Origin of the sequence: Dyadobacter chenwenxiniae, from assembly GCF_022869785.1 — a bacterium.
Taxonomy (GTDB): Bacteria; Bacteroidota; Bacteroidia; order Cytophagales; family Spirosomataceae; genus Dyadobacter; species Dyadobacter chenwenxiniae.
This window is the reverse complement of the sequence record NZ_CP094997.1, coordinates 4,430,995-4,457,444: the sequence shown is the minus strand read 5'-3', so window position 1 is coordinate 4,457,444 and position 26,450 is coordinate 4,430,995. Positions and strand designations below refer to the sequence as shown.

Here is a 26,450-nt window from a genome sequence, read left to right as displayed (position 1 = left end):
ACAAGTGTGCAGATTCACAACATTAGCATAACCATGTCTAATTGTCCAGAGAAAACTTGGTAAATCATAGATGATCGACCGCATCACTCTCGGTCTGATTCTTTAGATTTGGTCTTTCCTTTGTTGTCCTTGTTACCCGCGCCAAACTCTTTTTGGAAACTTATACTTGGAGATCTTTGTGAAAACAGGGCTCTGGGAAAGGCTGTCATCAAAGTTTTCAGTTTCTCCGGCGTTGTTTTTTTGTTACCTGTTTCAGCCGTCTCTCTGTTTTTTTCTAAGAGTGTGCGCATGTAGTTTTGAGAATGGTTAAGGTCTTTCTGCGCTTGTCGACTAGCCGCAAACTCCTTATCGTTCATTTCTCTGAAGATGTTAGGGTTGTGTGTGTCAATGGTAGCTGTACGGATTCGATCTGCCGTTTCTGGATCAATTCCCCATTTTTCCATATCTTTTTCCAGCTTTGCCATAGCCTCCTTTTCAATCTCCTCTTTTTGGGTTTCCAGTAGTTTCCTGTCCCGCCCGGTTTGCCACTTTTTAATTTCACGGCCCAAACCTGGGGGGGCAAATCGCAATCGGTAAGTTGATTGCTTCAGGTCCTCGACCGGTAAATCCTTAATTTCACGATCTATCTGTCGAAGCTGAGAGGCCGTGAAACGGGCATTCTCTGCAAAGTATTCGTAACCTTCGGGAAATTTAACTTCTTTCGATTTTTCGTTGTTTGTTTCCATTAGCGTTCTGGGTCATTCGTTCTGCCTTTATCCTTTGCAAACGATCTTGCTTTCAGGTGCGGTGAATATTTCCTCAACCACAAAGGCAGCTTACCTCGCTCTTTTTCAGCTATATATTGATTTCTGCCGTCTTGCATTGCTAGGAATGCCGGAGTCTGACTTTTGCCCTGCGATACCTTTTCTGACAATTCAGGGAGGTGTTTGCTGAACGCATAACCAATATTGAAATGCTTCGTGTATTCTGAATCTGGAGTCTGACTATTTTCCATTATTGAATGCTTTTCGTTCGTGGCGACTTATAAAAAGCTCGATGGACTCGCGATCATATAAAATTAGCTTGTGACGAACCTTGGAAAAAGTAATTTGGCCGCGATCGCGAAACTGTTGCAATGTACTTTTTGACTTAATTCCAAGAATTTGCATTGCTTCTACATCCGAAATCCACTTCGGTTTTACGGCATGTTCAGGGCTTTGCAGTCGTTCTAAAACACGCTCGATCAATTCGTAAAGCGCAGATTCTTCGATGGTGATCACATTCATACGTCGTCGCGTTTTGAATTGAGATGTTTGATGCTATTCTCGCTGCTTTATAAGGCGTTTTACTACTATTTGGATTTCAGGGTGTGATAGGTATTCTTTTCGCTTCCCGAAGAGCAGCTCAAAGTCATAGTAGTTTAGTGCGCGGCGGTCCTGACCTCGTGACCCAGTCGGTGTCAGCTTTGGTTTGGAGGTGATTTTTGGGGATGTTCGCCGTGATTAATCATATTGATTATTGTTCCAATGTTGGCACCTACATACATTCAAATTCCTTTGATCCTTTTTTGTGGCACTTTAATTGAGTCACGATTACAATAGGTACATTCTGAACTGCTCCGATCCCATACTTCTACTAGCCCACAGTGGTGGCAATTTCAATTTTTGGTTTCCCGGCTTGTCTTTGCTACGACGTGTACGCAAACATGTATCGCTCCAAATGTTGCCCGTCTTGTTATTTGTCTTTTGCTAGCAGATCATAGTATTTCCTTGCAGTGTAACAATTAACTCTCACGGCGGAGGGCGGATTTCAATTTGATACATGATCGGTGGATGTATATGGCGTTTTTCCATATCAATTCGGTAAGATTTCCCTAGTATACCCGTTTCCAAGAATAACCATCCCATATCCAATCACCTTCCACCTTTCCACCATTTCTCCCTTTATCATCCCTCAAAGTGTTATTATCATCTTTGTCCGGAGATAATCCTCGTCTTGCCGCTTCTTCGAGCGCTTTTTCCGACGGTTCCTGATTTTTGTCCATTTTGATTTATAGTTTTAAGTTTATAAAATGCCAAACGCTATTTTGCACCGTCTCGAGCCAGCCCGCAAGTGTTAGAACATTACAAAGATTGCTGCTACCTGATCGTGTTTCGAAAACAGTTTTTCTCAGATTAAAAGAATTTTTTCAAATTAACCCCGTATTCAACTACTGAAAGAATAATCCGCTGACTATTAGTTTGTTGTAGTGCATTCAATCTATTATTAATTAAGACCTATTAGATGTGTCAAATAAAGTGAACCACGTTCCACTTTTCAAACTTAGGCTACCTTGGTACCTCATTCTTGAATACGTGTACTTAAACTGGGATGCCTTCCGGCATGATGTTACAGGAGAATGTAAAAATTGGAAGAAGGAAGCCGTTATCAACTTTGAACCAATCGAAAGATTCACTTTCACTGTCATTGAGCAGCAATGGCTTGGTGGCTTGCACATCAAGATTGCGGATGTTCCTGTTCTTCAAAATGGAGCGTTGGGCCCAGTGTGCACAGCAATTAGGAAATACTTTTCAGGTGTAGGAGAAGAGAACAAGTTCAAAGAATACCTTCGGCAGGCTTTTCGGGGGCAGGAAGCACGATCTTCGCCAAATTATTTTCAAAACGGGGTCAATAGGCATTTGAAGAAGAGGATTTCGGAACTTGATGAGAATATCAAAGTTGAGCCAGTCATGGTCGATGCAATTCTAGCAATCGCCACCTTTTGCTCGGAGAAGACAAGGTTACATTTACAAGCTTTTCACATTATAAAAACTGACATACAAGAGGGGCCAAACACAACAGAGCCCATTGAATTCGTTGCGCATCGAAATTTTTGGGAGAAGCAAGCTGATAGTGAAGTTTTCAAGGCTTTCCGGAATACGACGTGGATTCAGTATGAAAAGACATTAAGCCGTTCCGAAGGGAATGATGATTGGGGCCTTGCTACAAGTTCGTTGGAAATTCTTAATCCGGAACACTCTGAATCGTTGATAATGAAATTTCGGAACATCTACGGTAGCAAAGAGTCGCACCGTTCAGGAATCGTATCTTATGATGTGAACGGTAAAATCTTGGTAGCGCAATTGGGCCATCCTAGCCAACAGCCTTTGGCATCATCATTTTTTTTTATGACTGTGCATAATCCGCAGCGCCAGAAAAAAATGCCAGGTTACTTCGTGTCATTCTCGCCCCGCAGAAATCGCTACGTTACAAAAAAGATCCTTTGGATTAGAGTAGATAAAGAAGTGGTACCTACCGAATTTAGTGGAGAAGTGTTAAAGACAGTTGATCCTTTCATAATCGCCTACTTTTCTACTAACGATACTGATAGGGTAATTGTGCCGCCTATTGTTGATGGTAACATAATTTTGTAGCTGATTGGAAACATATCTATATAATAGATCGAAGGCTTATAATTCCCGCAATACATACTTTATTATAGTTCCAGAGTCGTGAAGTGTTTGAAACCGTCTAACTTTGTGGGAGCAATTTGACCCTTGCTTCGCAAGAATTCCAGCATAAGGTCTAACCTGTGCCCTGGAATCCGTTTTCGCTTACCATTCCAAAAGCATTGATAGTTTTCTGGCTTTCCATCAGAATTTAGATCGACAGACAATCCGTGAGGGTTCCCGTTTTCGTAAAAGGTTAGCGATTTCAGTTTCCCGTTGTCATGCCAACCAGTCGCCAATCCTTCTTCATTACCTTCCACGAATTTACTTAGATACCTCAATTGCCCGTTTTTGTGCCAAATTTTATATTCACCATGAAGTAAACCTACCTGATAGTGGCGTTCAATGTAAAGCTGACCATTTGGGTGCCATTCTCGCTGCAATCCATGTCGTTCACCGTTAAAAAAAACAGTTTCACTTTCCTTTTGACCGTTGACGTAAAACAAATTTGTTTGGATAAGCATGATATGGAAATCCTCCTGATCACCTTACATAGCAAACTTGCACGCAGGACGCAACAAAAATAAATTCACGCAAATCAAGTACTTGTTATGGAGTAAAGTTTTGGATAGGGTATGGTAGTGCTGCGATAACCCAGTAATCTTGTCTTCCCAAAATGCTAGTGTTGTACCTATGTTGTACCTAATACAAAGAGGCCGTCTCAAAACGAGGCGGTCTTTTTCATTTTTAGTGGTTGCATAAAATTCTTGAATTGATTATCTTTAGGTATAAGCAATCCGGAAAAAATGGGCCGCCAACAACCTAAATTCAAGCCTTATCACCAGCAGCAGTTGATGCTGCTTCCTCCAAGTCTGGACGAATTGATCCCCAAGGGCCATATTGTTCGTGTTGTCAATGATGTGATCAACCGGATTAATTTGGAGCCCCTCAATGCTGCTTACCACATGACGGGTTCGTCGGGCTACCATCCTCAAATGCTTTTGAAAGTGCTTGTATTTGGCTATATGAGCAACATTTATTCCAGTAGAAAGCTGGAAGCAGCATGTAAAGAAAGCATCTACTTCATGTTTTTGAGTTCGATGAGCTTTCCTGACCATAATACGATCAACCGCTTCCGGGGCGTGCGGTTGAAGGATACGTTCAGGACGATTTTCGAGCAGGTGGTCAGCCTGCTTGCCCAGGAAGGCTATTTAAGCATTGAAGAGGTGTATACGGATGGGACTAAAATTGAGGCCAATGCCAATAAATACACTTTTGTCTGGAAGAAGGCGATTGCGACCAACAAAGAGAAAATGAAGAAGCAACTGGCCGATATCTGGGCATATGCCCAGAGCGTGGCTGCCAGCGAGGACAATCTGCCCGAACCGCCTGACCTGACTACGATCAACAAAGAGAAGGTGCAGGATACGGTTGACACACTCAACCAGGTGCTGGGTAAAAAGGAAAACATCGACAAAAAAATGAAGGCCAAGCTAGACTATGTGACTAAACAGTACCCTATCAATATCGCCCGTTACGAGCAGCAGGAGGCAATTTTGGGTGACCGTAATTCTTACAGTAAGACCGATCCGGGTGCTACTTTCATGAAATTGAAGGAAGACCATATGCGTAATGGACAGCTGAAACCTGCCTATAATGTGCAGATATCAACCTCCAATCAGTTCATCACAAGTCACAAAATGACCGGATCATTCAGATTAATGTCAACCTGGAAAGACAGAAGCAGCAGGCAGACCAACTGCTAAAAAGTGAAGAAGGGCTTGCCAAACGAAAGAAGCGATGCTGGGATGTAGAACCTGTCTTTGGAAATATAAAAAATAATCACGGCTTCCGTAGGTTCATGCTCCGTGGGAAACAAAAGGTTGAAATCGAGTGGGGATTGATTGCAATGGCCCAGAATATGAGAAAAAGGGCCGCATAGTGGGCTTGTTTTCACTGGCATTGGGCAAACAAACGTGTTAGCTTTTGATCCAAGATTCTGACCGCCTATTCTCAATTATTAGAAATACAAAGGAAAGAGGGTGCCTCAGTTTTGAATTGAGACTCCCTCTTGATGTAGCGGGAGCTGGACTCGAACCAGCGACCTTTGGGCTATGAGCCCAACGAAAACGGGGCTTAGTAGGGTTTACTCCTCTGCCATATAGTAAGAAACTTGCGCAAGAGCCACATCAGATATTTTCCATCTCCAATTTTCGAATGTAACCGTGAGATTTGTGCGCGTAGCATTGCATGAGGCTAAGAAAAAATTATCTATAACATCTTGCGTACTAAGTGCTTTTTTCAAGAGCTGTGTCTCCTTCCAAACGTTGTTTATAAACTGTGGATATCGGCGGTGAAGCTCAAAGCAGAATGATGCGAAAAGATCATTCTGGTCAAGGTTGAAATCATTTGGAACTCGGCGGTTCTCTGCAACAAGATTTTCCCAATAGAGATAATCTGTCGCGATGTACATAGCCGCAAGACCTTCAATAGCTGACTTGAATTGCTCAAAAGAGTGGCCGTTAATGACGGCTCCCTTAACATCTAGAAATTCCATGGCCACAAATCTCATGAAAATCGCAAATCCTCTCGCAACTGGGTCGCCATCATACTGTTCATCGTAGAACCAGAAATTTCTACCAAGCTCATAAAAAACAGTCTGGTCGACTTCGTCTTTGGTAATAACTCCCATATATAACGCATCAAAGGTGTCGTGTCTCAGCTCTATTCCGAACGCACCAATATGTCCACATGCAGCAGCGTACGGATTATCGCATGTGAACGGAACATCTGCGATAGGTAATTTTTGATTGACATGCTCCGAGGTTAAGGGTTTTTTACCAGTACGATCAAGATAGAATAAATAAGCGCTATCAAAAGCTTTTAACATCTTGTTAACTGCTACTTGATCTAAGTCACTTTGTCGCGAAAGGATGGCTACGTATTCACCTTCCCACACAAAGAGTTCCAAAATGCCAGAGTACATCGAGTTGTAAGAATACGGGTAAGCTACTAGTGAGACCATGACATTATTCTATGTTGTACCTATATTGTACCAACAAAAAAGCAGCCACAAACCTAAGTTTGTAACTGCTTGTTAATCAGTACCGGGGACGGGAATCGAACCCGTACGAGCGTTTCGGCTCACAGGATTTTAAGTCCTGCGTGTCTACCAGTTCCACCACCCCGGCATTAGCCAAAATGAGATGGCATATAGAGAAAAAAAGCACCGTTTCCGGTGCTTTAACCTCTGAGCGAAAGACGGGGTTCGAACCCGCGACCTCGACCTTGGCAAGGTCGCGCTCTACCAGCTGAGCTACTTTCGCATAACCGTTTTTGATTATGGTGGTGCAAATGTAGGCACAGGGACTATGTGACGCAAGTTTTTGTATGAAATATTTAGTAAAAAAATCGCAACTTTTCATTAACAAATTGTTACTCAATTGATACCGGGTATAAATTTTTTTCAGGGAAGATTAAAAAGCCGGGTACGATATTTATGTAATCGCGGGATCTAATTTCATTGCAGGCTGGCCTGCATATTTTTTGCGCCGTCCGTCCCAATTAATATGAGCACTTTATATTTTAATTACCTTTGCCTCCTTTGACAGGATTGCCTAGATTACTGTTTCATTGGCAATGCTGTCTTTCAGTCGATTTATTTTATAAAAAATATACATTCATGTTTTCCAACGAAGTGCTGTTTTTTGGCGGGTTTATTCTAGTGATCAGCGTAATGCTGCTTCTTGACCTTGGGGTATTTAATAAAAAAGACCATGTTGTAAAGTTTGGCGAAGCTGCCGCCTGGACGGTTGCGTGGATATTCCTTGCGCTAGTTTTCTACGTCATCATCAATACGCATGGCGACCTGGTGCACGGAATGGACAGTTTTGAAGAATTATCCGCAATAAAAGACAAATATGCGCCACATTTAAAGCTAATTCCCGGAGACTTTGCAGGCAGCTTAGAGATTTACCGGAAAAACATGTCCCTTGAATTCATCACGGGTTATCTGCTGGAATATGCGCTTTCGGTTGACAATATTTTCGTTATCATTCTGATATTCTCTTCCTTTGGTGTTCGCCCGCAGTACTACAAAAAAGTGCTTTTCTGGGGTGTTTTAGGCGCCATTGTAATGCGTTTTATCTTTATTTTCCTTGGATCTGCATTGATGCAGCGTTTCGAATGGATCATTTACATCTTCGGGTTGCTGCTGGTTTATCAGGGCGGGAAGATCTTTTTCGAGGCAGGAAAGGACGAAAAAATTGATCCGGCGAAACATCCGGTTGTGAAATTTGCTTCAAAATATCTCCCCGTTTTCCCAAGATACGTGCGCGAGCATTTCTTTGTTTTGAAAAAAGGAAAGTGGCTGGTAACACCGCTTTTTGTCGTTGTCCTGATTGTTGAATTCACCGATTTAATCTTTGCTGTTGACTCTGTTCCGGCGGTTTTTTCAGTTACAAAAGATCCTTACGTTGTTTTCTTTTCCAACATTTTCGCCATCATGGGGCTTCGTTCCATGTTCTTTTTCCTGAGCAACATTATGGGCCTCTTCCGCTTCCTGAAATACGGATTGGGTGTTTTGCTCGTATTTATCGGTGGGAAAATGCTCTTCCATACCCAGTTGGAGGTCGCTGGATTTGAAACGGTTTATTCACTTTATGTGATTTTGGGCATTTTGGCAGTGAGTATTCTCGCTTCCGTGGTGTTTCCGGAGAAAAAGGAAACAACACCTGAGGCCATCCAATAGTTAAGCAATCAGGATCGTTTGAGTATCTATGAATCGCATTCTGAAAGCTTATTTAAAACGACTTACAAACCTTAGTACGCGCAATAAATCGTTGCTGTTGGCCGGATTGCCTGCTGAGCAGTTCCTGGATCTTCATGAAACTGATTTTTTGCTTGAAAAGCCTTCGATTGAGCTTATTAAGCAATTGGTTTCGGGAAAATCGCGCATTGCGCTTTGCGACGTTGCGGATTCCCGTTTTGAAAAGGTAAATGAAGTCAGTAAAAAGCTGCGGAAAATCGCTCGCACAGAGCGTTTTATCGAAGAGGAGCGCGGTTCCCGCGATTTATATGTGGGCTATCCTTTTGTAAAAGGGAAACTTTCCGACGGAACCCCCATTCATGCACCGCTTTTGTTTTTCCCGGTTACTTTGAAAATGGATCGCGAGCAATGGTGTCTTTTTGAAGTCCCTGAAAGCAATGTGATCCTCAATTCGAGCTTTTTGCTTGCCTATGCCCATTTCAACGAGGCGGCCATTTCTGATGATATCCTTGAAAAATCGTTTGAAGATTTCCCTAAGGATTTTCTGGAATTCCGGACACATTTATATGAATGGTTAAAGACCACACCGCTTAAAATCAATTTTAACCAAGCGCTTTTTGAGGATAAGTGTGTTATTTTCAATGCGCAGAAAAGCTCAGAACTCGCTGCCGATGAACGAAATGGGGAGCTGAAACTATTTCCGGAAGCAGTGCTCGGGATTTTTCCGCAAGCCGGTTCTTATCTCGTCCCGGATTACAATTTGCTTCTTGAAAGTGCCCAGGATACATCTTTAACGATCCCGTTACTGGGAGAAGACGAACTGGAAGCCGATTGGAACGGACAGACGGATGTTGTGGATGTGCCATTTAAAAATAAAACAGTCAGGGAGGAGGAGATATTGACGCCATTTCCTGTGGATCAGTCACAGGAAGAGATCATTCTGGCTGTGAAATCGGGCAAATCTGTTGTTGTCCAAGGTCCTCCCGGAAGTGGCAAATCGCAGCTTATTTGTAATCTGATGGCCGATTTTGCGGCCAGGGGGAAGCGTGTTTTATTGGTTTGTCAAAAGCGTGTTGCGCTGGATGTGGTGTATCAGCGTTTGCAAACCATTGGAATGACGGATTTTGTTGGTCTTATCCATGATTTCAAGAACGATCGGCCTGCGCTTTACAGACAGCTAGCATCACAAATAGATCAAGTTGAAGCGTATAAACAGCAAAATTACAGTCTGGATGCGGTTTTCCTGGAAAGACAGTTCACGCAGCAAAGTCGCGCAATAGACAAAACAGTTCAGGATTTAAATGCATTTCGGGAAGCGCTATTTGATGAGTCGGAATGTGGCGTGAGCATTAAGGAGCTTTACCTCAAAAGTGATCAAAAGGCTCCGAAAGCTGAGATCAAAGAGCATTACCGTTCATTCAGAATCGACAATCTGGATCATTTCGGGAGAAGGCTTAAAACGTATAGCGCTTACGTTTTACATTTTCCTGCAGAACATGTGTGGGCAAAACGGAGGAGTTTTGCAAAATTTGGGATGAGTGAATTGCGCAGCATGGAAAAAATGCTTTCGGAATGGCCGGAAGTGTTTTCAAGGCAAGCGCAAAAATTCGAAGTTTTGACTAAGCAGCCTTTTTCGTTGGATTATGTGGAAAGAAAGAGTGAGATTACGGAGCGCCTGACGGACATTACGGAGCTGATCTCGGATGCTACAACATTTAATCTTTTCAAAAAATACATAGCTACACCCGCTAGCGCGCACGAGCGGCTGGCGTTTATCCGGCAGACGACAGATGCGCTCGAAGGATTTTTGGCAGAGGACGGCATTGAATTTTCGCTGCCCGCTGGCAGGTTACCGGGCTTTTTGCAGATTTTAAGGAAATCTATCGAGGCCAATAGCGCAACAGTTTCGGGTTTGTGGTGGAATATGTTTGGCAAAGAGAAAAAGGAAGTGGAAGAAGTTGCGAAACAAAACGACCTTTCGACTTCGCTGGACCATCTTTTGAAACTGGAAATAAAAGTAAAAAACAGAATCGAGCTGGAAGGTTGGCTTACGAACCGGAATTTGAATTTCGAGGCGGCATACATTGATTTGAACGAAAATGATGTCGGCGCGCAATACATTGCATTTTTCCAAAAATCCGAAGCCGCAGCCGACGCGGTCGTAAGGGCTTCGCTTGATCCCTGGTTCTTGACTATAAGGCACATTGCCCATGAGCGTATCGATCAACAGACATTCAGTCAAGCAATTTATGACCTGAAAACCTGGATTGGTGTTTGGAGCAAATTGGAAGCTGCTATGTTGCCGTTTTTACTGCCCCAACAGATTAGGCGATTATTGGAAGATCCGACTTTATTCAGCCAGCAGTTATCCACATCATTGACCAAAGATTTTGATTCTATGGTGGATATGGACAGTCTGGCCGAAAATATGACTTTGCCGGAACATGCAGTTACCAAAATCATCATGGAACAGAGCAAAAAGTTGGAGCTGCTCCATTCCGAAGCATTTGTCAATCTGTTTGAAAATAGTATCCGGCTGGCTTGGATCGAGCATATTGAAAGCAAGTATCCCGATTTGCGTGCGGTAACCTCATTGAAAATGAAACAATGGGAAGACAGCCTTCAAGAAAGCATTAAAGAAAAGCAAAAGCTGAGCACGGACATTACCGGGATCAAGCTGAGGGAGGCTACCTACGAGGATATCGAGAAGAACCGGCTTGGTAACCGCGTAACTTACCGCGAGCTTGGACATCAGGTAACGAAAAAAAGGAAGATCTGGCCGATCCGGAAATTGATTGAAAACTACACAGATGAGGTCTTTTCGCTGATTCCGTGCTGGATGGCTTCGCCGGAAGCCGTTTCGGCTGTCTTTCCGATGCAAGCAGCATTATTTGACCTTGTGATTTTTGACGAGGCGTCGCAATGTTATGCCGAATATGGATTGCCAGCGGCGTTTCGTGGTTCGCAAGTTGTCGTGACAGGCGATAGTAAGCAGTTGTCCCCCAGCGATTTGTACAAAATCCGTTATGAAGAAAAAGGAGAGGAAGAGGAATATACAGCTGCGCTTGAAATCGAATCGTTACTGGATTTGGCAGCTCAATCCCTTGATCAATATCAACTTACAGGACATTACCGCAGTCTTTCATTAGACCTGATTGATTTTTCAAACCGTAATTTTTACAAAGACACCCTCAGGTTACTTCCCGATTTTAGAACAATAAATGATGAGCAACCTGGAATTCAATACATTAAGACGGAAGGCGTTTGGAAAAATAACATTAACCTCGTTGAGATTGCACAAGTCGTTGAATTGATCAAAGAGGTTGGTGAAACGGGCAAAAGCATAGGCGTAGTTACATTTAACTTTTACCAGCAAAATGCTATTCAGGATGCGCTGGAAAGGGAAAATATTTTCTTCAAAGATCTGTTTGTCAAGAACATTGAAAACGTTCAGGGTGACGAGAGAGACATTATCATTTTTTCAATGGGTTATGCGCCCGACGAAAAAGGCAAGGTCTCAATGCAATTTGGCAGCCTGAATATGCAGGGTGGGGAAAACAGGCTTAATGTGGCCGTAACGCGCGCAAGAGAGCGGATCTACTTTGTGACAAGCCTCTGGCCTTCTCAACTCCAAACGGACCAGACGGCCAATGCAGGCCCAAAAATCCTCAAAGCATATCTGGAATATGCATTAAATGTGTCGGAAGGGAAATTCGTGCCGGTGCCTTTTGTGACCGGAAAATTCAGGTCAGACTGGTTGCTGAAAGATCAGCTTGTGAATCAGCATGCTGATTTTCAAAAAGAGTTGCCTTTTGGCGACATTACCATAAAAAAAGAAGGGGTTTACAAGGGATTGATTTTGACAGACGATGATTTGTATCATTACAGCAAATCGTCAAAAGAACCGCACGCTTATTTACCCCTTCTTTTGCAGCAGAAAAACTGGCCTTATAGCCGGATTTACAGCCGCGAGTATTGGACTAACTCCCTGGATTACGAGCGATTATAGCTCCTTAATCTGGATATTTCTGAAAGACACCTTGTTTCCGTGATCTTGCAAAGCGATTTTTCCTTTGGAAGAAGCACCAAAACCTTCCCATGTTTTGAACTTGCTGCCGGCAACCATTTTATCCCATTCGCCGCCTTGCGCAGCAAATTCAACTACTTTTTTGCCGTTCAACCAGCTTTCGCCGCGGCCGCCTTTGATAACCACTTTGGCTTTATTCCATTCTCCCGCAGGTTTTACAGCTGCAAAATCGGTTGGCGGAAGCATATCGTAAAGTGATCCTGACTTGTGATTTCCAGCTTTTCCGGCCTTTGCATCAGGGTGCTTAACGTCGTCCAAGATCTGGATTTCTGGTCCGGTGGAGTAGGGGCAGCAATATTTTTTGTCTTCGATTACGTGGTAAATGATGCCGCTGTTACCGCCTTCTGAAATTTTCCATTCCAGCTCAAGTTCGAAGTCACCGTATTCTTTATCTGTAACGAGGTCCTTGCCGCCTTTTTCTGCAAGCACAATAACGCCATCTTCCACTTTCCATTGTGGCAACACTTCGTCGGACTGCCAGCTATGCCAGCCGTTCAGACTTTTGCCGTCGAATAATTTCACCCATTTCCCCTTTTCCTGCGCTTCTGCGGTGTTAGAAATGAAAGCCAGTGAAAATAATGCGACTACGCTTGCCTTTGTGAAAGCACGCCAATTTGTAAAATTCATATTCTTGCTGTTAAAGTTTTGGAACACAATATTAAGTACTTTTCAGTTTTTAATTACTTATTTGAGGAAAGATCTGGGACGATTCGTCACTGAACTCTTCAACTAAACGATATTTAATTGATAATCTGATGGCATCTATATTTTCAAAGATTGTAAAGGGAGAAATACCAAGTCATAAAATTGCGGAAACGGATGATTTCCTTGCATTTCTGGACGCGTTTCCGATCACAGCCGGACATACATTGGTGATCCCGAAAAGAGAGGTGGATTACATTTTTGATTTGGAACAAAAAGAATATTCGGACCTTTTTCTCTTTGCAAGAAGCATTGTTCCCGCCTTGCAAAAAGTTGTTCCTTGTTTGCGTATCGGATTGACAGTCATTGGTTTAGAAGTGCCTCATACGCACATTCACCTGCTCCCGTTGAACAGCATGGCGGACGCGGACTTCTCTAAAAAAATGAATACTTCACAGGAACAACTCGCGGCGCTGGCTGCAAAAATCCGGGCGGAGATCAGATAGTTCGACGGCGGAATATCTGAGGGAATGAAGAGTAGAATTTGGTTAATTAAAGGAAAAATCTTTCCTGATCCCAAGCATAAATCCTTGCGTTTTGCGATATAAATCACCCATGTCGCTGGCATAAGAGCCTTTGATAGTCATTCCGCCTAATGCATTCACATGGGTTTGAGCGCCTATGATGCCGGAAAACTGTTTGGGAGAACCTAGGAAACGAGCCCTGTAAGTGCCTGAATTGTCGGAATAAGAAAGTTTAGTGTGCCATTGGATGTTTCTGAATAATGTTCCCTTAAGGCCAACATGCCAAACCATCACCCGGTTATTGCTGGTAAAATTGTTGTAAGCGGGCCATTTCCAGCTGGTTTGTGAAGTAGGAGGAATAAATGGAGTTCCAATGGTGCGGTCATAATAAGACCAGCCGTCGCGGATTTGCTGATTATTGAAATAGTTATCATTTCCACGCTTTTTTCCATTTCCACCTTCAAACTGATCTCCGCCTTGATCTTTGGTGTAAAGGAACTCTAAAACCCCCTCGGTAACCTCAAAGTTGGATCCGTACGAATTTTTCCTTCTGATCCTCAAACCATTCAGGCCATCAAAGATGCCTTCAAAATAAAACAGGGAACCGTCCTCATAGATAAATTGCCGGTAAAGGTGAATGCTGGTTCCATAGGTTTCCACTTCAATAGCGACGTCCAGCGAGCCTAAGTGGTTACCAACGCGGTTGGTGCTGTCAAAGTGTGTGACATCGTCGCCGTGTCCGCCAATAGTGCCAAATACCGCATTGATATAGTTTGACAGACCATCCGGCAGATTTCCGCTTTCAGCAACCAAAAACTTTGATTTGCCACCCCATTGTACCTGATGGTTTGAAACCGCCATACAATTTTAATTTAGAATTCACTTTTCCTATGCGAGCATAAAAGGCCTTTTGATGAAATTTAAGCCCACTTGTCGCCGGCCGGCCTTTCTCGAAAAAACCGTCTGAGTAAAAAGCATTGAAAGAAATCCAGCCTTTTGTTAAATGGCACTGCAACAAAGCCGCTCGTTCCAATGGAAATTTTCGGAATCGGAAGCGCGTTACCTGACCAGGCGTAAGAACCTGTTCCCAGTGTTGAATCAGCAAGGCCTATATGTTGCTTTTTTCTTCCTACAAAAAGCTCCCAATTTTTGAATTTCAATGTTGCATGCAGTTGAGGCAAAAGGATTTTGTTGTGTTCATTCAAAATTCCTACGGCTTCAACGCCCACTCCCGCGCGCCAGGAAGAAGAAAGTGACCAGTAATTTTCAAGAGAAACCCGTGCAGAACCTGCCGGGACATCTAATGGAACTGTGCCAAATTGATTGGCCTGGATCCAAAAAGGCGTGTGCGAATTGTTGCTTCCAAAACCGGCTATTTCAACAAAATTTTGTGTAGAATCTGCATATTCAGTCACCTGCGCAGGCTCTGATTGAGAAAAGCCGGCAATTGAAATACAAAGCAGAAATTGTAGGATCGGAAAGATTTTCATAGGCATACCCTCAAGCTTTTTTCGTGATGTGTATAATGCGACATTTGACAAAAATAAGTATAACTTTTTGCTATTCATATTGGACATAACGGTAATAGCGAAAGTAAACCTAATTCAAAAGTCCACTTTTCCTCAAACCAACGATCAAGCCCTGAGAATCAGGATAAAGTTCACCAAAATCAGCAGTAATGTTAGTAAAAACGCTACAACCGTTAAATAATTTAAGGTTTCTTTCCGCCGTAAGCGATATTGAAATCTGTTCTTTCTTCGAGTCAAAAGGGCTCAATAGAGAACCGGAATTCTTCGAATAGGTGCCTCTGAGCCCAAAATATGTTTTAAGCCAAGAAGCTGTGATACCAGTATGAAACGCCCAGAATCTGTTATTATTGGTAAACTCCGAAGCATTGACGGGTAATGACGGGCGTGTAATGTGGGACGACGGGGCCAGCGGCGTGCCAATCCCGCGATTATAATAAGACCACCCGCGTTCATAAATGTAACTATTGTAATAATTTCCCTTCTCATAAATCGCCAGACCTGACAATGGTGATTTGTTAACCTGGCTGTTGGTACCAACAGCCTCCAATAAAAAACTCTGGAACGCAAACCGGTTTGATCCGGCAGGCAGCGGTTTGATTCTTTTAACCCTTACGCCGTTCAAGCCATCATCGAAGTTGATAATACTGAAAAGTGAGCCTGTCTCATAAATGTTCTGTCTGTAAACAAAGTAAGACCAAGTCTTTCCTCGCCATTCTGCGCCTAAGTCAACAGTTCCGAAGTGATTTCCAATTTTGTTGAAATTCAACGTTTTACCTGAGATTGTATACCAATAAGCTTTCAGCGGTTCAGGGTTATATAGCGGGATAATTTTATCTTCTCCGCCCCAAACTGCCTGATGATTCGCTCCTACATAAACATTCAAACGGCCAGTAGGCTTGCCAAACCGAAAATACAGGGACTTTTGGTGGAAGTAGGTGTATGAAACTTCTCTTTCAATCCCGTAGTTGAGCCTGCTGCTTCCTAAATAGCCCTCGGAGTAAGAGAATTTAAAAGATAAAAGATTGTTAGTTATATAGAGCGGAAGATATTCCGGAATTGCTATCTGTACGCGGGGAAATGGCCTGGAGTTCCCAGCAACGGACAACGAACCTGATGTCATTGTGGTGTCCATCAGCCCCACGACGTTGCTTTTCTGACCTGCCAGTATTTCAACTTTTCCGATTTTCCCGGCGATGTACGCATCAGAGAGAAATGCTTTGCCATTCTTTCCATAACCCGCAATGCCTTGAATGCCACCGCTCCACTGGAAAATCCTGGGATCGTGAGGATTGTAAACCTTGTATACGCCAGCATTAACCAGACCAAAATTCCCGTCCATGGGAATGTTGCCATTCTGGTTTGCATGTGCCCAGAAAGGGGTTTGATCCGTTGCGCCAGACAACAACAAGCTGGCTCTATAATAAATAGTTGAGTCTTGGGCGTGAGCATTTAACGCGAGACAGGCAATTACGGCAAAAAGGCAGACTCGCATCTGAGAGATTGGGACGGGCATTTAAATGTAAAAATTACTCATTAAGGGACTGAGTTGATTTCCCAAAGTTATCTGATAAAACCGAATTTTCTCCATCCAATCAAAATAGCAGTGTTGTTTGGGTAAAAATGTCCAAAATCCGTGCCTAAAGACAGGTTCAGTTGACTTTCATTCATGAACTTCAAAGGAGTTTCCATCCGGGCCAGCAGCGATGTCTGGTCTAGCGAACTGCGAAACGGCTTGTTATAGGTCCCTGAATTGATGGAATGGCTGGCTTTAAAAAGAAATGTTGCCTTGTTAAGAGAGGCTTCAATCCCTGCATGAAATGCAATCAGGCGGTTATTGGCTGTAAACAGGTTTGTGGAACTCCTTAATTCATCTCTCATCAAATGTTGGGGTGCGATCAGCGGGGTTCCCAGCGTTCGGCCTTTATATGACCAACCTTGGCTGTAAACGTAATGATTAAAATAATTGTCCCGTCCGAACGTCCCTGATACAAAATCAAACACATCTCCTCCCTGATGTTTTGTGTAAATGTATTCGAGCAGTACAGTATTTAGCTTGAAGCCCTCATATATGCGGCTGTTTCTTTTAAATCTCAGTCCATTAAGTCCGTCACGTATGTTGGAAATGTTGGCTATGGAGCCGTCTTCGTAAATGCTTTGGCGATACAAAAACGTCGTCCAGGCTTTTCCTTGCAATTGCATGCCGAAATCAATTGTGCCAAAGTGATTTCCAACCCTGCTTGCCGCCCAGGGCTTGCCAAGGACAACGTAACCATATGCTTCGGATCGTTGCAGGCCACCGGAGAAAATTTTATCTTCCCCGCCCCACATTACCTGGTGATTGAACCCGGCAAACAGGTTTAGAATGTGGCTTTTTCTACCTAGTTTGATATAAATTGCTTTTTGATGCAGATATGTTTCCGGCACAGTCAACACATTTCCGTAAATCGATTTTGCTGGACCCAACAATCCATCAGAATAGGTGAATTTGAAGGCTACAATGTCATTTTTTGGAATTATGTTAACGAAACGGGTTGTTGAGATTTGGATTTTGGGATAGGGCCTCGCATTGGAAGACATGGCAACCGCGCCGCTCGTGATTAAAGTGTCGCCCAAGCCATAAAATTCCTTCCGTTGCCCAACACTAAGTTCGATTGGACCCGCTTTGGCAGCCAGAAAGAGGTCTGAAAAAAAGACAGAAGATGACTTATTAGCCCTGGCAACGAACTCGGCTCCTCCCGACCATTGGAAAAAGCGGGGATTATGCTGGTTGTAAACTTTGAATAAGCTTGCCTGCGCAAGCAAAAATGAGCCGTTTGTCGGAATTACGCCATACGTATTGGTGTGCAATAAGTATGGCGTTTGTGTTGAAGCCAGGGAGCCTTTAATTTCCGCAGAATAAGTGAATGTTGAATCCTGAGAGAAACCGCCTGCCTGCGTTGCTACATAAAGTAGCAGCATTAAGAATAAATTCCTCATGCAGAACCTTTTAGCTGCGAAAAATAAGTCGGGGAATTAGTCTAGCGGCCTCTCTTGCCGAAGATAACAACAGCAGTAAGCAAGATGATTTTAAATTCGAGAAGTAAGGACCAGTTTTTGATGTAATAAAGATCATACATCAATTTATGGCGCGCATCAAAGACTCCTGCTCCATAGGAATACATTACTTGTGCGTAGCCGGTGATTCCGGGTTTAATCGCATGTCTGCTATTGTAGTAGGGAATCAGCTCGTCAAAAGTTTCTGTAAAAACCTGTCTTTCCGGCCTGGGACCTATCAGTGACAGATCTCTTTTGAATATATTGATAATCTGCGGAAGCTCATCGATACGGCTCATTCTCATAAATGATCCGTAAGAAAATGTTCTGGAATCGTTTTTCTTTGAGAAAGTGGCCCCATTAGACTCAGCGTCTAATGACATAGACCTAAATTTGATACATTTAAATGACTTGTTATCCATGCCCACTCTTTCCTGATAATAGAAGACAGGACCCGGAGACTGCAATTTGATTCTGAAATAGCTTAAAATCCAGAGGGGTAATGTCAGAGTAAACAGAATGATGGATACGGATACGTCGATAATTTTCTTTGGGTATCTCACTCTTTTGCCGAAAGCCGGCATGCTGGTTATATTGGGATTTAATTCCGAAATGTCGTCAGGAATGTAAACCTTCTTTAAACTCTTTTCGCAAAAGTCGTAAACTGTTGTAATACGGATCGATTTGTTTTTTCGAATAACCAGCTCGTAAATTACCTTGTTGCGCTTGTCATAATGCGGATTGGTAACCAGGTGAACTTTTTCAAACTTGTCCAGTAAAGGCCTTACCGTGTAGTTAATCAGGTAATCGTCGTCTGCGGTGTGCGGAACTAGTACGATCTCCCTGTAAATCCGGCGGAGAAGCTTGAGGTCGTACTTTTGAAGAAAATAGTCATAACTTGTGATAATCAGAATTTCATCGGTAGAAGCGTTTTTGCTCAACAATCGATGTACGTACTTTCGATTAGAAACAGAAGTTTGATCCATATGTGTGCGGCAATAGTAAATTAAAAGCGTGTGCTAAAAAGAATGCAATTATAACCTAAAAATTTTTAAGTTGAAACATTTCGCGCGTTATAGTGAACCTTCGGCAGGTTTCAGCTATTTTAAGGCCGATAATTAAAACCAATAAACAAAAGGCGTACCGGATAAATTATGGAAAGGGAGGGGATCGTTAAGTATTTCATAAAGATAGGTGTGGTAGATTTATACTTGCGTTTGGTTTATTTTTTTTAAATTACTTTCAAGACAAATGTGCGTTGTAGAATGTATGTATGTCCTTCCATAATTGTTGTTGCTCAAAGTTCTTAAGCACATATTGTTGCGCTAACATTCCCATCTTTTCACTAGCCTGACGGTCTTTAATCAATTTTTCGCACGCTTCAACAATCGCATTGACGCTTTTGGGCTCGATGAGAATCCCGGTTTTCCCGTCCTCAATCATTTCGTTGCAGCCGTTAATGTTAGTTGCAATGCAGGGAATGCCCATAGCGCTTGCTTGTAAAAGAGCTTGTGGAAAGCCTTCTCTGTAGCTGGGAAACACAAATATGTCCGATGCGATCAGGAACTTTCGCACATCATTCTGGTGTCCGACTGCGATAATCGATTTGTTATTAGCGATTTCACTTTCGGTAGTTTCCTCGAGTGGGTTCAAGTCCTCGGGCGCACCAATCAACACAAGTTTTAAATTTTGATGCCGCTTTTCGAGAATTTGAAATGCTTTTACCAACTCATTGACTCCCTTGTAATTCGCGAGTCTGCCCATAAAGGCCAGCACAATATCATGCTCATCAACGTTATTCTGTTTTCTGAAATCGCTGCTTTCGGTTAGCAACTTGGGATTTACAGAAAAGTATTTCAGGTCGATCCCATTGCTGCTGCCATTTCCTAACACCTTTACTTTCGACTTGTCCGGGCTTAAATTGTTGTCCAGGATAAATTGTTTGAGCTCATGGGAATTGGGCAAAACCCAGTCTGAGCACCAATAAGTCAGGGTTTCTACAAAGTTGAGCAGTTTCCTTTTGGGGCCTGTAACTTCCATCAGCGGCAAGCCGGCGACGGTGTGCATCTTCAGCGGAACGTTGCAGATGTATGCGGCAAGCATTCCAATAATTCCGGCTTTGGGTGAGTGCGTATGAACAATGTGCGGTTTGAGCTTCCTGATTAAGCGAATGGTGCTGAACAAGGCCATCAAATCTTTAAAAGGCGTCAGCTCTCTGGAAAGGGGGAGCGGGTGGAATTGCGCATTTTGACTTGCCTCCATATCCGGCACGTGTTTGTCGGGTGTGCTGGCCATGTACACTTCCATCCCTTTTTCTGACATATATCTCAATTGTCCTTTGAGCAGTATACGTAGCGAATAAGTTTCTGTGGTAATTCTAAGTAGTTTGATCTTGTTCATATAGGTGTGTTGCCTGTTTTATCCGAAGCCATCAATGGATTTCACTGAATGGTTGGAATAACCCAATCAAGGAAGATTGTTGATCAGGGGGCGGCAATTAATTCTTGAAAATATGTGATTGTTTCCTTCAAACCGTCTTTAAATAACACCTCGGGCTGATAATGCAGTAGATTGTGGGCTTTGGAAATATCCGCAAGGCTATGTTTTACATCTCCTTTTCTTTCCGGTTTATAGATAGGTTCCAGTGAGCTCCCTAAGTTATCGGTGATGGCGGACACAAGTTGAGTCAGGGAAGTTTGCTCGTTGCAGGCCACGTTGAAGACTTCATGCTTTACAATGTTGTCAGTCAGCAATGCTCTGATATTGGCCTGAACTACGTTTGATACAAATGTAAAGTCCCTCGAAGTAAGTCCATCACCATTGATCACGGGTCTTTCGCCGTTCAATATTTGTGTAATGAAAAGTGGAATTACCGCAGCGTAAGGCCCGTTCACATTCTGCTTTGGCCCAAAAACATTGAAATACCTCAGGCCGACACTATGGAATTGATAGTTACGGGAAAACACGTCCGCGTAGAGTTCATTCACATATTTCGTGACGGCGTACGGGGATAAGGGATTCCCGATTATAGCTTCCTGCTTGGGTAACGAGGGGCTGTCGCCGTAAGTGGACGACGAGGCGGCATAGACCATCCGTTTTACACCCGCTTCTTTGGCGGCATGTAGTACATTGAGAAAGCCGCTGATATTCACTTCGTTGGTTGTTATCGGATCATTGATACTTCTGGGGACCGAACCAAGGGCCGCTTCGTGCAAAACAAAATCAATTCCCTGCATGGCCTCTGTGCAGGTTTTATAGTCGCGGATGTCTCCTTCAATGAAATGAATTTGTCCGTTATCGATAAATTCAGCAATGTTTTCCAGGTAACCTGTTGATAAATTATCTAAAACAACAATCTTGGCCGCATGATGCTGAACCAGATAGGCAACAAGATTTGAACCGATAAATCCGGCGCCTCCGGTAATTAAAAAATGGGAGGATGAAATATCCTGCTGATGATATTTATTGAAATTCATGGGATACGAAACGGCAAAATGTGTACTGAGAAACGCAATTGCAATGTATTAATATTATGGAACGGGCATGGGATTACAGCCTGGCGTACTTTCTCTCTTTTGGAAATATACCTTTTTACATCGTAAACAATTGGGCCATTTTCTCCCGAAGGTATTTGAAGATCAAGCAATTGGTCATGCCCAACAGCTGCGATAATGCCTTGATATTTTTCAATTCCCTCCAAACTATCGATCAACGTAATGCCGTATTCGTGCTGAACTTCGTTCTTGTCAGCCCAGGGATCATAAACGTGGACATTCATTTGGTAAGACTCTAATTCTCTGATAATATCAATAACCCTGCTGTTCCGAATGTCGGGGCAGTTCTCTTTGAACGTTATCCCAAGCACCAACACATCCTGACCCTTTATTTTTACGCTCACTTTGAATAAGCAATTTGATAAATTGAGTAGCGACATAAGAGCCCATGGAGTCATTTAAGCGTCGACCGGCTAGAATGATCTCCGGATGGTAACCGACTTCCTTGGCTTTTTGTGCTAAATAAAAGGGATCCACACCAATGCAGTGCCCGCCTACCAGCCCTGGTTTAAAAGGAAGAAAATTCCACTTCGTTCCTGCTGCTTCCAACACTTCGCTGGTATCGATTTTGAGCAGATTAAAGATCTTTGCGAGTTCGTTTACAAACGCAATGTTGATATCACGCTGCGCATTTTCAATCACTTTTGCGGATTCAGCAACTTTAATGCTTGAAGCTTTGAATGTTCCGGCCGTGATGATAGCTCCATATAGGTCATTTACTTCTTCTGCAATTTCGGGAGTCGATCCGGAAGTTACCTTTCTGATTTTGGTCAGCGTGTGGTGCTTATCTCCCGGATTAATCCTTTCGGGGGAATAACCGCAGAAAAAATCCTGATTAAAAGTCAGTCCTGAAATTTTTTCTAAAATAGGGACACAGTAATCTTCCGTAACACCGGGATAAACTGTTGATTCATAGATAACAATGTCGCCTGCTTTCAAATTACGCGCAACAGTTTCCGTAGCTTTCCTGACAGGCGTGAGATCAGGGTTGTTGAACTGGTCAACTGGTGTGGGGACTGTAATGATGAAGATGGAGGCTTGTTGAATGTCGTTCGGATCTGCGGTAAACCTTAATTTAACAGCAGCTTTTAAACCGTCCGCGTCAACTTCCAGTGTCCGGTCAAAATGATTGATGAGCTCATTAATTCTTTGCTGATCAATATCCAGCCCAATTGTTTCAAATATTTTACCGAATTCAACTGCGAGAGGCAGGCCCACATAACCAAGGCCAATTACACAAATTGTCTTATTTTCTAGGTGCATATAGTTTGTTATAATTGTCAATAATTGACAAAAATAGTTGATACGCCGAAAAATCGGTTGCCTTTGATATAAAAATGTTAAGGCAGACCGAAACACATGGTCCTAGCAGCCACGTATTACAGTCTGCCTGACATAAAAGGCATTACGGCTGCACCGTCCAGGTTCCTATCATTTCCATCACCTGCCAGGAATTTGTTGTGGTTTTGCGGAGCGTAATTTTGCTACCCACAACATTACACTGAATGTACTTTCCTTTATTGACTGACAGGGGCAGGATGTTGTCGTTTATGGTTGGTATGAGTCTTAAAATCTGGCCGTTACGCACTTCAAAAGTGATTTCGGGGTAATTAGCAGGCAAACCATTGAGCGAAATGGTTCTTGTTCCCGTTGAAGTTGCATTGTGGAAAACTCTTTTATAAAAGCCATAAGTAAGCGTTCTGTTCAATTGTGCAACATCAAATGTCAGTTTTTCATGTCTGTCGGATAAGGCAAAATTATTCAGAACCGCAAAATGCACATACTTCAATACGTCAAGGCCGTCCAGCACGACGGGGTCAATGAGGCTGCAATTATTAACAGTCCCTTTTCTGGAAATGTCATCAAATGCAAATGCGGAGACAATTTTTTTGACACTTCTAGTATCCTGGACTTTGGGGCGAATGATATGAACGTTGCCCACATTTACATCGCCCAATGCATTGGCTTCCCGATATACCAGGAACGCCGAGCCAAATACTGCGTGCGTTGAGCCCGCTACGTTGCAGTCTATCACCGTTGGGTCATTGACCTGTATCGTGCAGGCGTTCGAACTGTAATTGCTGGCGCAAAAGCCATTGGCCCGGTTATTTCTCCAAATCGGATTCTGAAATGTAATCGTTCCTGCAATAGCGCCTGTTGCCCTGGAAACGTATGCCCCATACATGCTGCCATCGTCGTTATGATTGGTAATGGTAATGTCTACCACACGGTTCGTTCCTTTGAAATCGTCGATAAGTATCACTATGCCAGCCCCAACATTGTTTCTTGTGATTGGATTAGTGATGCGTATACCTTCCAGAAACTCATCCGGGTTATTAGGCTCAATGTCAATCCCGGCGTTTGGAGCAGTGCCATTCGAATTGGTTAGCACAGGACTGGTTACCTCAATGTTTTTACCTGAAACAATGGAAAGGCCTTGTCGCCGGTTGTTGTCGGCACTAATGTTGATCAGTTTTACATTTTCCGAGTATTTCTGAGTGGAACTTGCGCCGATGTAGAAGCCGTCCCCACCGCTGTTGTTTGCAGCAACGCCCTCGATAGTGACATTTGTAACGCCCAGCATTGCAAACATATGGCGCTGTTCTCCACTTGTATAGTTTGCCTTTTTATCTTTGAATACAACATTGTTTCCTTTGATGGATATGTTCTGCACATTATTCATCATGATCATTCTCTCTTCCAGGCCTAAGGTGCCAAGTCCTTCAACCACCGTACCCTCTTCCAAAACGATTGTTTTGTTAGAGCGCAGGTTTAATCTTTTGATCCGGTAAGACACCGCTGGCTTGGGAAAATAAATACTGCTGATATCTGCTCTGTCAAGCATTGCCTGTAAAGCTGCAGTGTTATCGGTTGTTCCATCGCCCACTACCCCGAACCACTCCACATTTGCCGGGCCTGTGTAGACACGTTCATATCTTTTTCCCGCTGTAACGATTGTCAGGGCGCCGTCGTCCGCCTTGGTGGAGGATGGATTGTGCTTGAAGATTCCTGCTCCACCCTGATCTGTGATAAAAACGCTGGTAGCAGTGTCCGAAATAGATCGCAGGGCAGAGATACTGAGATAAGGGATGTATGACACGGTTCCGGCAAGTGCGATGCGAGCATTTGCGGCGCCTTCCTGTAAGCCTTCACTCATGCCGAACGAGAGCCTGCCGACCTCTACAAAGTTGCTGGCACTGTTTGCGGATTTGTGGCTCCTGAGCAATTGAAAGACACCGGCTCTTTCGGCGCTGACAAACTTACCTTTAATAGTGTAAAATGCAGAAGGCTTATTGCCGCTTAATTCTCCTTCAATGTAATCGTTATAAGAGCCTCCGGTTTGCCGAAATCCATCGGGCAGGATAACTTTTAAACGAAAAGCACGTGCCGTTTCGAATACATAGACTGTATTAGCGGGAATATTTAGAAGATCAGCCTTGATATTTATTTCAAACTCCTCATTAACCAGAACCTCTGTGGCAGTTGTAGTTATCGAAAAACGGATAGGGTCAATTGCGAAGGTGTGTGCAGAAGAAAGTGTTAACAAGCCGACTAACAGGAGGCAAAAAAAATTTGATAACCAAGTTGTCATGTTACGATATTTAATTAGGTGTTCAATTAAATAGAATTAGTTCTATATGTATCGAACAAATTTAGCTATTGCGTAACGATTACCAATATTATTGTAATAATATTTTTACGAATAAATACTATAAATCGAAAAATATGTACTATAATTTATTGATTTTTTATGACTATATATGGCGGTTTAGTAGCGTTTTGTATAGTAGAATGTACTTATCAACCATGTATTCCATATCAAAGCTTCTTACAAAAGCAGTTGCTTCATTTGTCATTCTCGCGGAAAGCTCCGGATTTTGAAAAATAGGTGCGATCTTATTGGCGAGATCATGCTCATCACCCGGGGCAAAGAGGAAAGATTTACCGGGGACAATTTCACGTATACCGGCAACATCTGAACCAAGAAATGGAACAGCGGCTGCAAGCGATTCCAGCGTGACGCCAGACATTCCCTCGTATGCGGACGACAGAATATTCAAGTCAACGGTTTTCATAAGCGACGAAATATCTGTTCGGAAGCCCAGATAATGCACGCGGTTTCCGACACCGCACTGGACTGCCAGCGCCTGACTTTTTTCTTTCAGTTCGCCCTCACCTGCAAGCAATACGTGATGACCTTCTCCCAAAATTGCGCATGCCTTAATCAGCGCTGCCTGATCCTTTGGATATCGAAAGCTGGCGGCCATGAGCATGAGCTTTGCATTGACTGGAATGTTCAGTTCGGAGCATAAAACAGATCTGTCGTGTTTCGGGGCGTTTGCGATAGTGGAGAGGTCCACACCATTGTTAATCGTTTGGATTTTACTGCTTTGGCCAATCCAGTTGCTCAATTTTTCTCTAACGCTATCAGTAATGGCAATGATGGCGGAGTAGGGCCTGTAAGCGGCTCGCTCGATTTCCTGCAAATATTTTTTGTCGCGTCTTTTGTTATGATTACTATGCTCGGTAAAAATCAAGACCGGCTTTTCTTTCATCAAAGAGACCGCTAAGCTTGCCCAGTATAAAGCGGGGAACAGGTGAACATGAACGACGTCAACCGAATTTGCTTCAAGAAACGCCCTTATTTTCCATGCACAGAGCGGGTTATAGAAGTTGTTGATGCGGAGGTCATGGATTGTAATACCAGAGTTTTTAATATCCGACAGAAAGGCAGGCACAGAACCCTTTGCGTTGAGCAGCAACAGGGAAATATCGATGCCTTTTTTTTTGAAGATCGGAAGAGAGGAGGCTAGAAGTTTTTCTCCGCCGCCTTGCGAGATATCATTGGTGATTGCTAAAACTTTCATCAAGCTCTTTATGCATTAGTGCGTATAAGAAAAGGAAG

At 43.2% G+C, this 26,450-nt stretch carries 20 protein-coding genes, 3 tRNA genes and 2 pseudogenes; 5 read left to right on the top strand and 20 right to left on the bottom strand.

The genetic code is table 11. The features are described 5' to 3' along the window. Positions 1 to 83: 83 nt before the first annotated feature. The 4 genes from MUK70_RS18955 to MUK70_RS18940 form a co-directional block, all read right to left on the bottom strand. The gene (locus tag MUK70_RS18955) at positions 84 to 725 is read right to left on the bottom strand and encodes a hypothetical protein (RefSeq protein ID WP_234654533.1); all 642 of its coding nucleotides are present in this window, start codon (positions 723 to 725) and stop codon (positions 84 to 86) included. Continuing rightward, complete coding sequence (locus tag MUK70_RS18950; protein ID WP_234654531.1) at positions 725 to 994, bottom strand: hypothetical protein; 270 nt, start codon at positions 992 to 994, stop codon at positions 725 to 727. Before MUK70_RS18950 ends, MUK70_RS18955 begins: the two co-directional genes overlap by 1 nt. Further along, on the bottom strand, positions 984 to 1,265 hold the full coding sequence (locus MUK70_RS18945; protein ID WP_234654529.1) for a helix-turn-helix domain-containing protein: 282 nt from the start codon (positions 1,263 to 1,265) through the stop codon (positions 984 to 986). The genes MUK70_RS18950 and MUK70_RS18945 overlap by 11 nt, the downstream gene beginning before the upstream one ends. 587 nt (positions 1,266 to 1,852) lie before the next feature. Further along, positions 1,853 to 2,023 (bottom strand): hypothetical protein, encoded by a 171-nt coding sequence (locus tag MUK70_RS18940; RefSeq protein WP_234654527.1) that lies wholly within the window; start codon positions 2,021 to 2,023, stop codon positions 1,853 to 1,855. A 241-nt stretch (positions 2,024 to 2,264) separates the two neighbouring features. On the opposite strand from MUK70_RS18940, the gene MUK70_RS18935 reads away from it, so the two are divergent. Then, complete coding sequence (locus MUK70_RS18935; protein ID WP_234654526.1) at positions 2,265 to 3,392, top strand: hypothetical protein; 1,128 nt, start codon at positions 2,265 to 2,267, stop codon at positions 3,390 to 3,392. A gap of 62 nt (positions 3,393 to 3,454) precedes the next feature. Here the strand turns inward: MUK70_RS18935 and MUK70_RS18930 are convergent, their stop codons facing one another. Continuing rightward, on the bottom strand, positions 3,455 to 3,931 hold the full coding sequence (locus tag MUK70_RS18930) for a toxin-antitoxin system YwqK family antitoxin (protein ID WP_234654524.1): 477 nt from the start codon (positions 3,929 to 3,931) through the stop codon (positions 3,455 to 3,457). Positions 3,932 to 4,213: 282 nt separating this feature from the next. Between MUK70_RS18930 and MUK70_RS18925 the strand changes: the two are divergent. Then, positions 4,214 to 5,349: pseudogene (locus tag MUK70_RS18925) on the top strand (transposase). A gap of 135 nt (positions 5,350 to 5,484) precedes the next feature. On the opposite strand, the gene MUK70_RS18920 reads toward MUK70_RS18925, so the two are convergent. From MUK70_RS18920 to MUK70_RS18905, 4 genes are all read right to left on the bottom strand, one after another. Beyond that, a tRNA-Ser gene (locus MUK70_RS18920) sits at positions 5,485 to 5,563 on the bottom strand. Then, positions 5,554 to 6,432 (bottom strand): hypothetical protein, encoded by an 879-nt coding sequence (locus MUK70_RS18915; protein ID WP_234654523.1) that lies wholly within the window; start codon positions 6,430 to 6,432, stop codon positions 5,554 to 5,556. Before MUK70_RS18915 ends, MUK70_RS18920 begins: the two co-directional genes overlap by 10 nt. 80 nt (positions 6,433 to 6,512) lie before the next feature. Beyond that, positions 6,513 to 6,598 (bottom strand) — tRNA-Leu (locus MUK70_RS18910). A gap of 62 nt (positions 6,599 to 6,660) precedes the next feature. Further along, positions 6,661 to 6,733: transfer RNA gene (locus tag MUK70_RS18905), tRNA-Gly, on the bottom strand. A 356-nt stretch (positions 6,734 to 7,089) separates the two neighbouring features. On the opposite strand from MUK70_RS18905, the gene MUK70_RS18900 reads away from it, so the two are divergent. Then, complete coding sequence (locus MUK70_RS18900) at positions 7,090 to 8,157, top strand: TerC/Alx family metal homeostasis membrane protein (protein WP_234654521.1); 1,068 nt, start codon at positions 7,090 to 7,092, stop codon at positions 8,155 to 8,157. Positions 8,158 to 8,185: 28 nt separating this feature from the next. Beyond that, a complete protein-coding gene (locus tag MUK70_RS18895; protein ID WP_234654520.1) occupies positions 8,186 to 12,184 on the top strand; it encodes an AAA domain-containing protein in 3,999 nt (1,332 codons plus the stop codon). Here MUK70_RS18895 and MUK70_RS18890 read toward each other — a convergent pair. Next, positions 12,179 to 12,889, bottom strand: a complete 711-nt coding sequence (locus tag MUK70_RS18890) for a 3-keto-disaccharide hydrolase (protein WP_234654518.1) — start codon at positions 12,887 to 12,889, stop codon at positions 12,179 to 12,181. The genes MUK70_RS18895 and MUK70_RS18890 overlap by 6 nt on opposite strands. A 128-nt stretch (positions 12,890 to 13,017) precedes the next feature. Here MUK70_RS18890 and MUK70_RS18885 point away from each other — a divergent pair, with 128 nt between their 5' ends. Beyond that, positions 13,018 to 13,410 carry an HIT family protein gene (locus MUK70_RS18885; protein ID WP_234654516.1) on the top strand — a complete coding sequence of 131 codons (393 nt, stop codon included), beginning with the start codon at positions 13,018 to 13,020 and terminating at the stop codon, positions 13,408 to 13,410. A 42-nt stretch (positions 13,411 to 13,452) separates the two neighbouring features. Here the strand turns inward: MUK70_RS18885 and MUK70_RS18880 are convergent, their stop codons facing one another. From MUK70_RS18880 to MUK70_RS18835, 10 genes and pseudogenes are all read right to left on the bottom strand, one after another. Then, on the bottom strand, positions 13,453 to 14,289 hold the full coding sequence (locus MUK70_RS18880) for a capsule assembly Wzi family protein (protein WP_244784462.1): 837 nt from the start codon (positions 14,287 to 14,289) through the stop codon (positions 13,453 to 13,455). A gap of 59 nt (positions 14,290 to 14,348) precedes the next feature. After that, positions 14,349 to 14,924 carry a hypothetical protein gene (locus MUK70_RS18875; protein WP_244784461.1) on the bottom strand — a complete coding sequence of 192 codons (576 nt, stop codon included), beginning with the start codon at positions 14,922 to 14,924 and terminating at the stop codon, positions 14,349 to 14,351. A gap of 103 nt (positions 14,925 to 15,027) precedes the next feature. Next, on the bottom strand, positions 15,028 to 16,449 hold the full coding sequence (locus MUK70_RS18870; RefSeq protein WP_234654512.1) for a capsule assembly Wzi family protein: 1,422 nt from the start codon (positions 16,447 to 16,449) through the stop codon (positions 15,028 to 15,030). A 68-nt stretch (positions 16,450 to 16,517) separates the two neighbouring features. Beyond that, complete coding sequence (locus MUK70_RS18865; protein ID WP_234654510.1) at positions 16,518 to 17,933, bottom strand: capsule assembly Wzi family protein; 1,416 nt, start codon at positions 17,931 to 17,933, stop codon at positions 16,518 to 16,520. A 41-nt stretch (positions 17,934 to 17,974) separates the two neighbouring features. Continuing rightward, positions 17,975 to 18,976, bottom strand: a complete 1,002-nt coding sequence (locus MUK70_RS18860; protein ID WP_234654508.1) for a sugar transferase — start codon at positions 18,974 to 18,976, stop codon at positions 17,975 to 17,977. Positions 18,977 to 19,232: 256 nt separating this feature from the next. Next, positions 19,233 to 20,390 (bottom strand): glycosyltransferase family 4 protein, encoded by a 1,158-nt coding sequence (locus MUK70_RS18855; protein WP_234654506.1) that lies wholly within the window; start codon positions 20,388 to 20,390, stop codon positions 19,233 to 19,235. An 83-nt stretch (positions 20,391 to 20,473) separates the two neighbouring features. Beyond that, on the bottom strand, positions 20,474 to 21,466 hold the full coding sequence (locus MUK70_RS18850; RefSeq protein ID WP_234654504.1) for an SDR family oxidoreductase: 993 nt from the start codon (positions 21,464 to 21,466) through the stop codon (positions 20,474 to 20,476). 98 nt (positions 21,467 to 21,564) lie between these two features. Beyond that, positions 21,565 to 22,807, bottom strand: a pseudogene (locus tag MUK70_RS18845) (nucleotide sugar dehydrogenase); the annotation flags it as partial. 142 nt (positions 22,808 to 22,949) lie between these two features. After that, positions 22,950 to 25,136 carry a putative phage tail protein gene (locus MUK70_RS18840; RefSeq protein ID WP_234654500.1) on the bottom strand — a complete coding sequence of 729 codons (2,187 nt, stop codon included), beginning with the start codon at positions 25,134 to 25,136 and terminating at the stop codon, positions 22,950 to 22,952. A gap of 163 nt (positions 25,137 to 25,299) precedes the next feature. Beyond that, on the bottom strand, positions 25,300 to 26,412 hold the full coding sequence (locus MUK70_RS18835; protein ID WP_234654498.1) for a glycosyltransferase: 1,113 nt from the start codon (positions 26,410 to 26,412) through the stop codon (positions 25,300 to 25,302). Between the last annotated feature and the right edge of the window lie 38 nt (positions 26,413 to 26,450).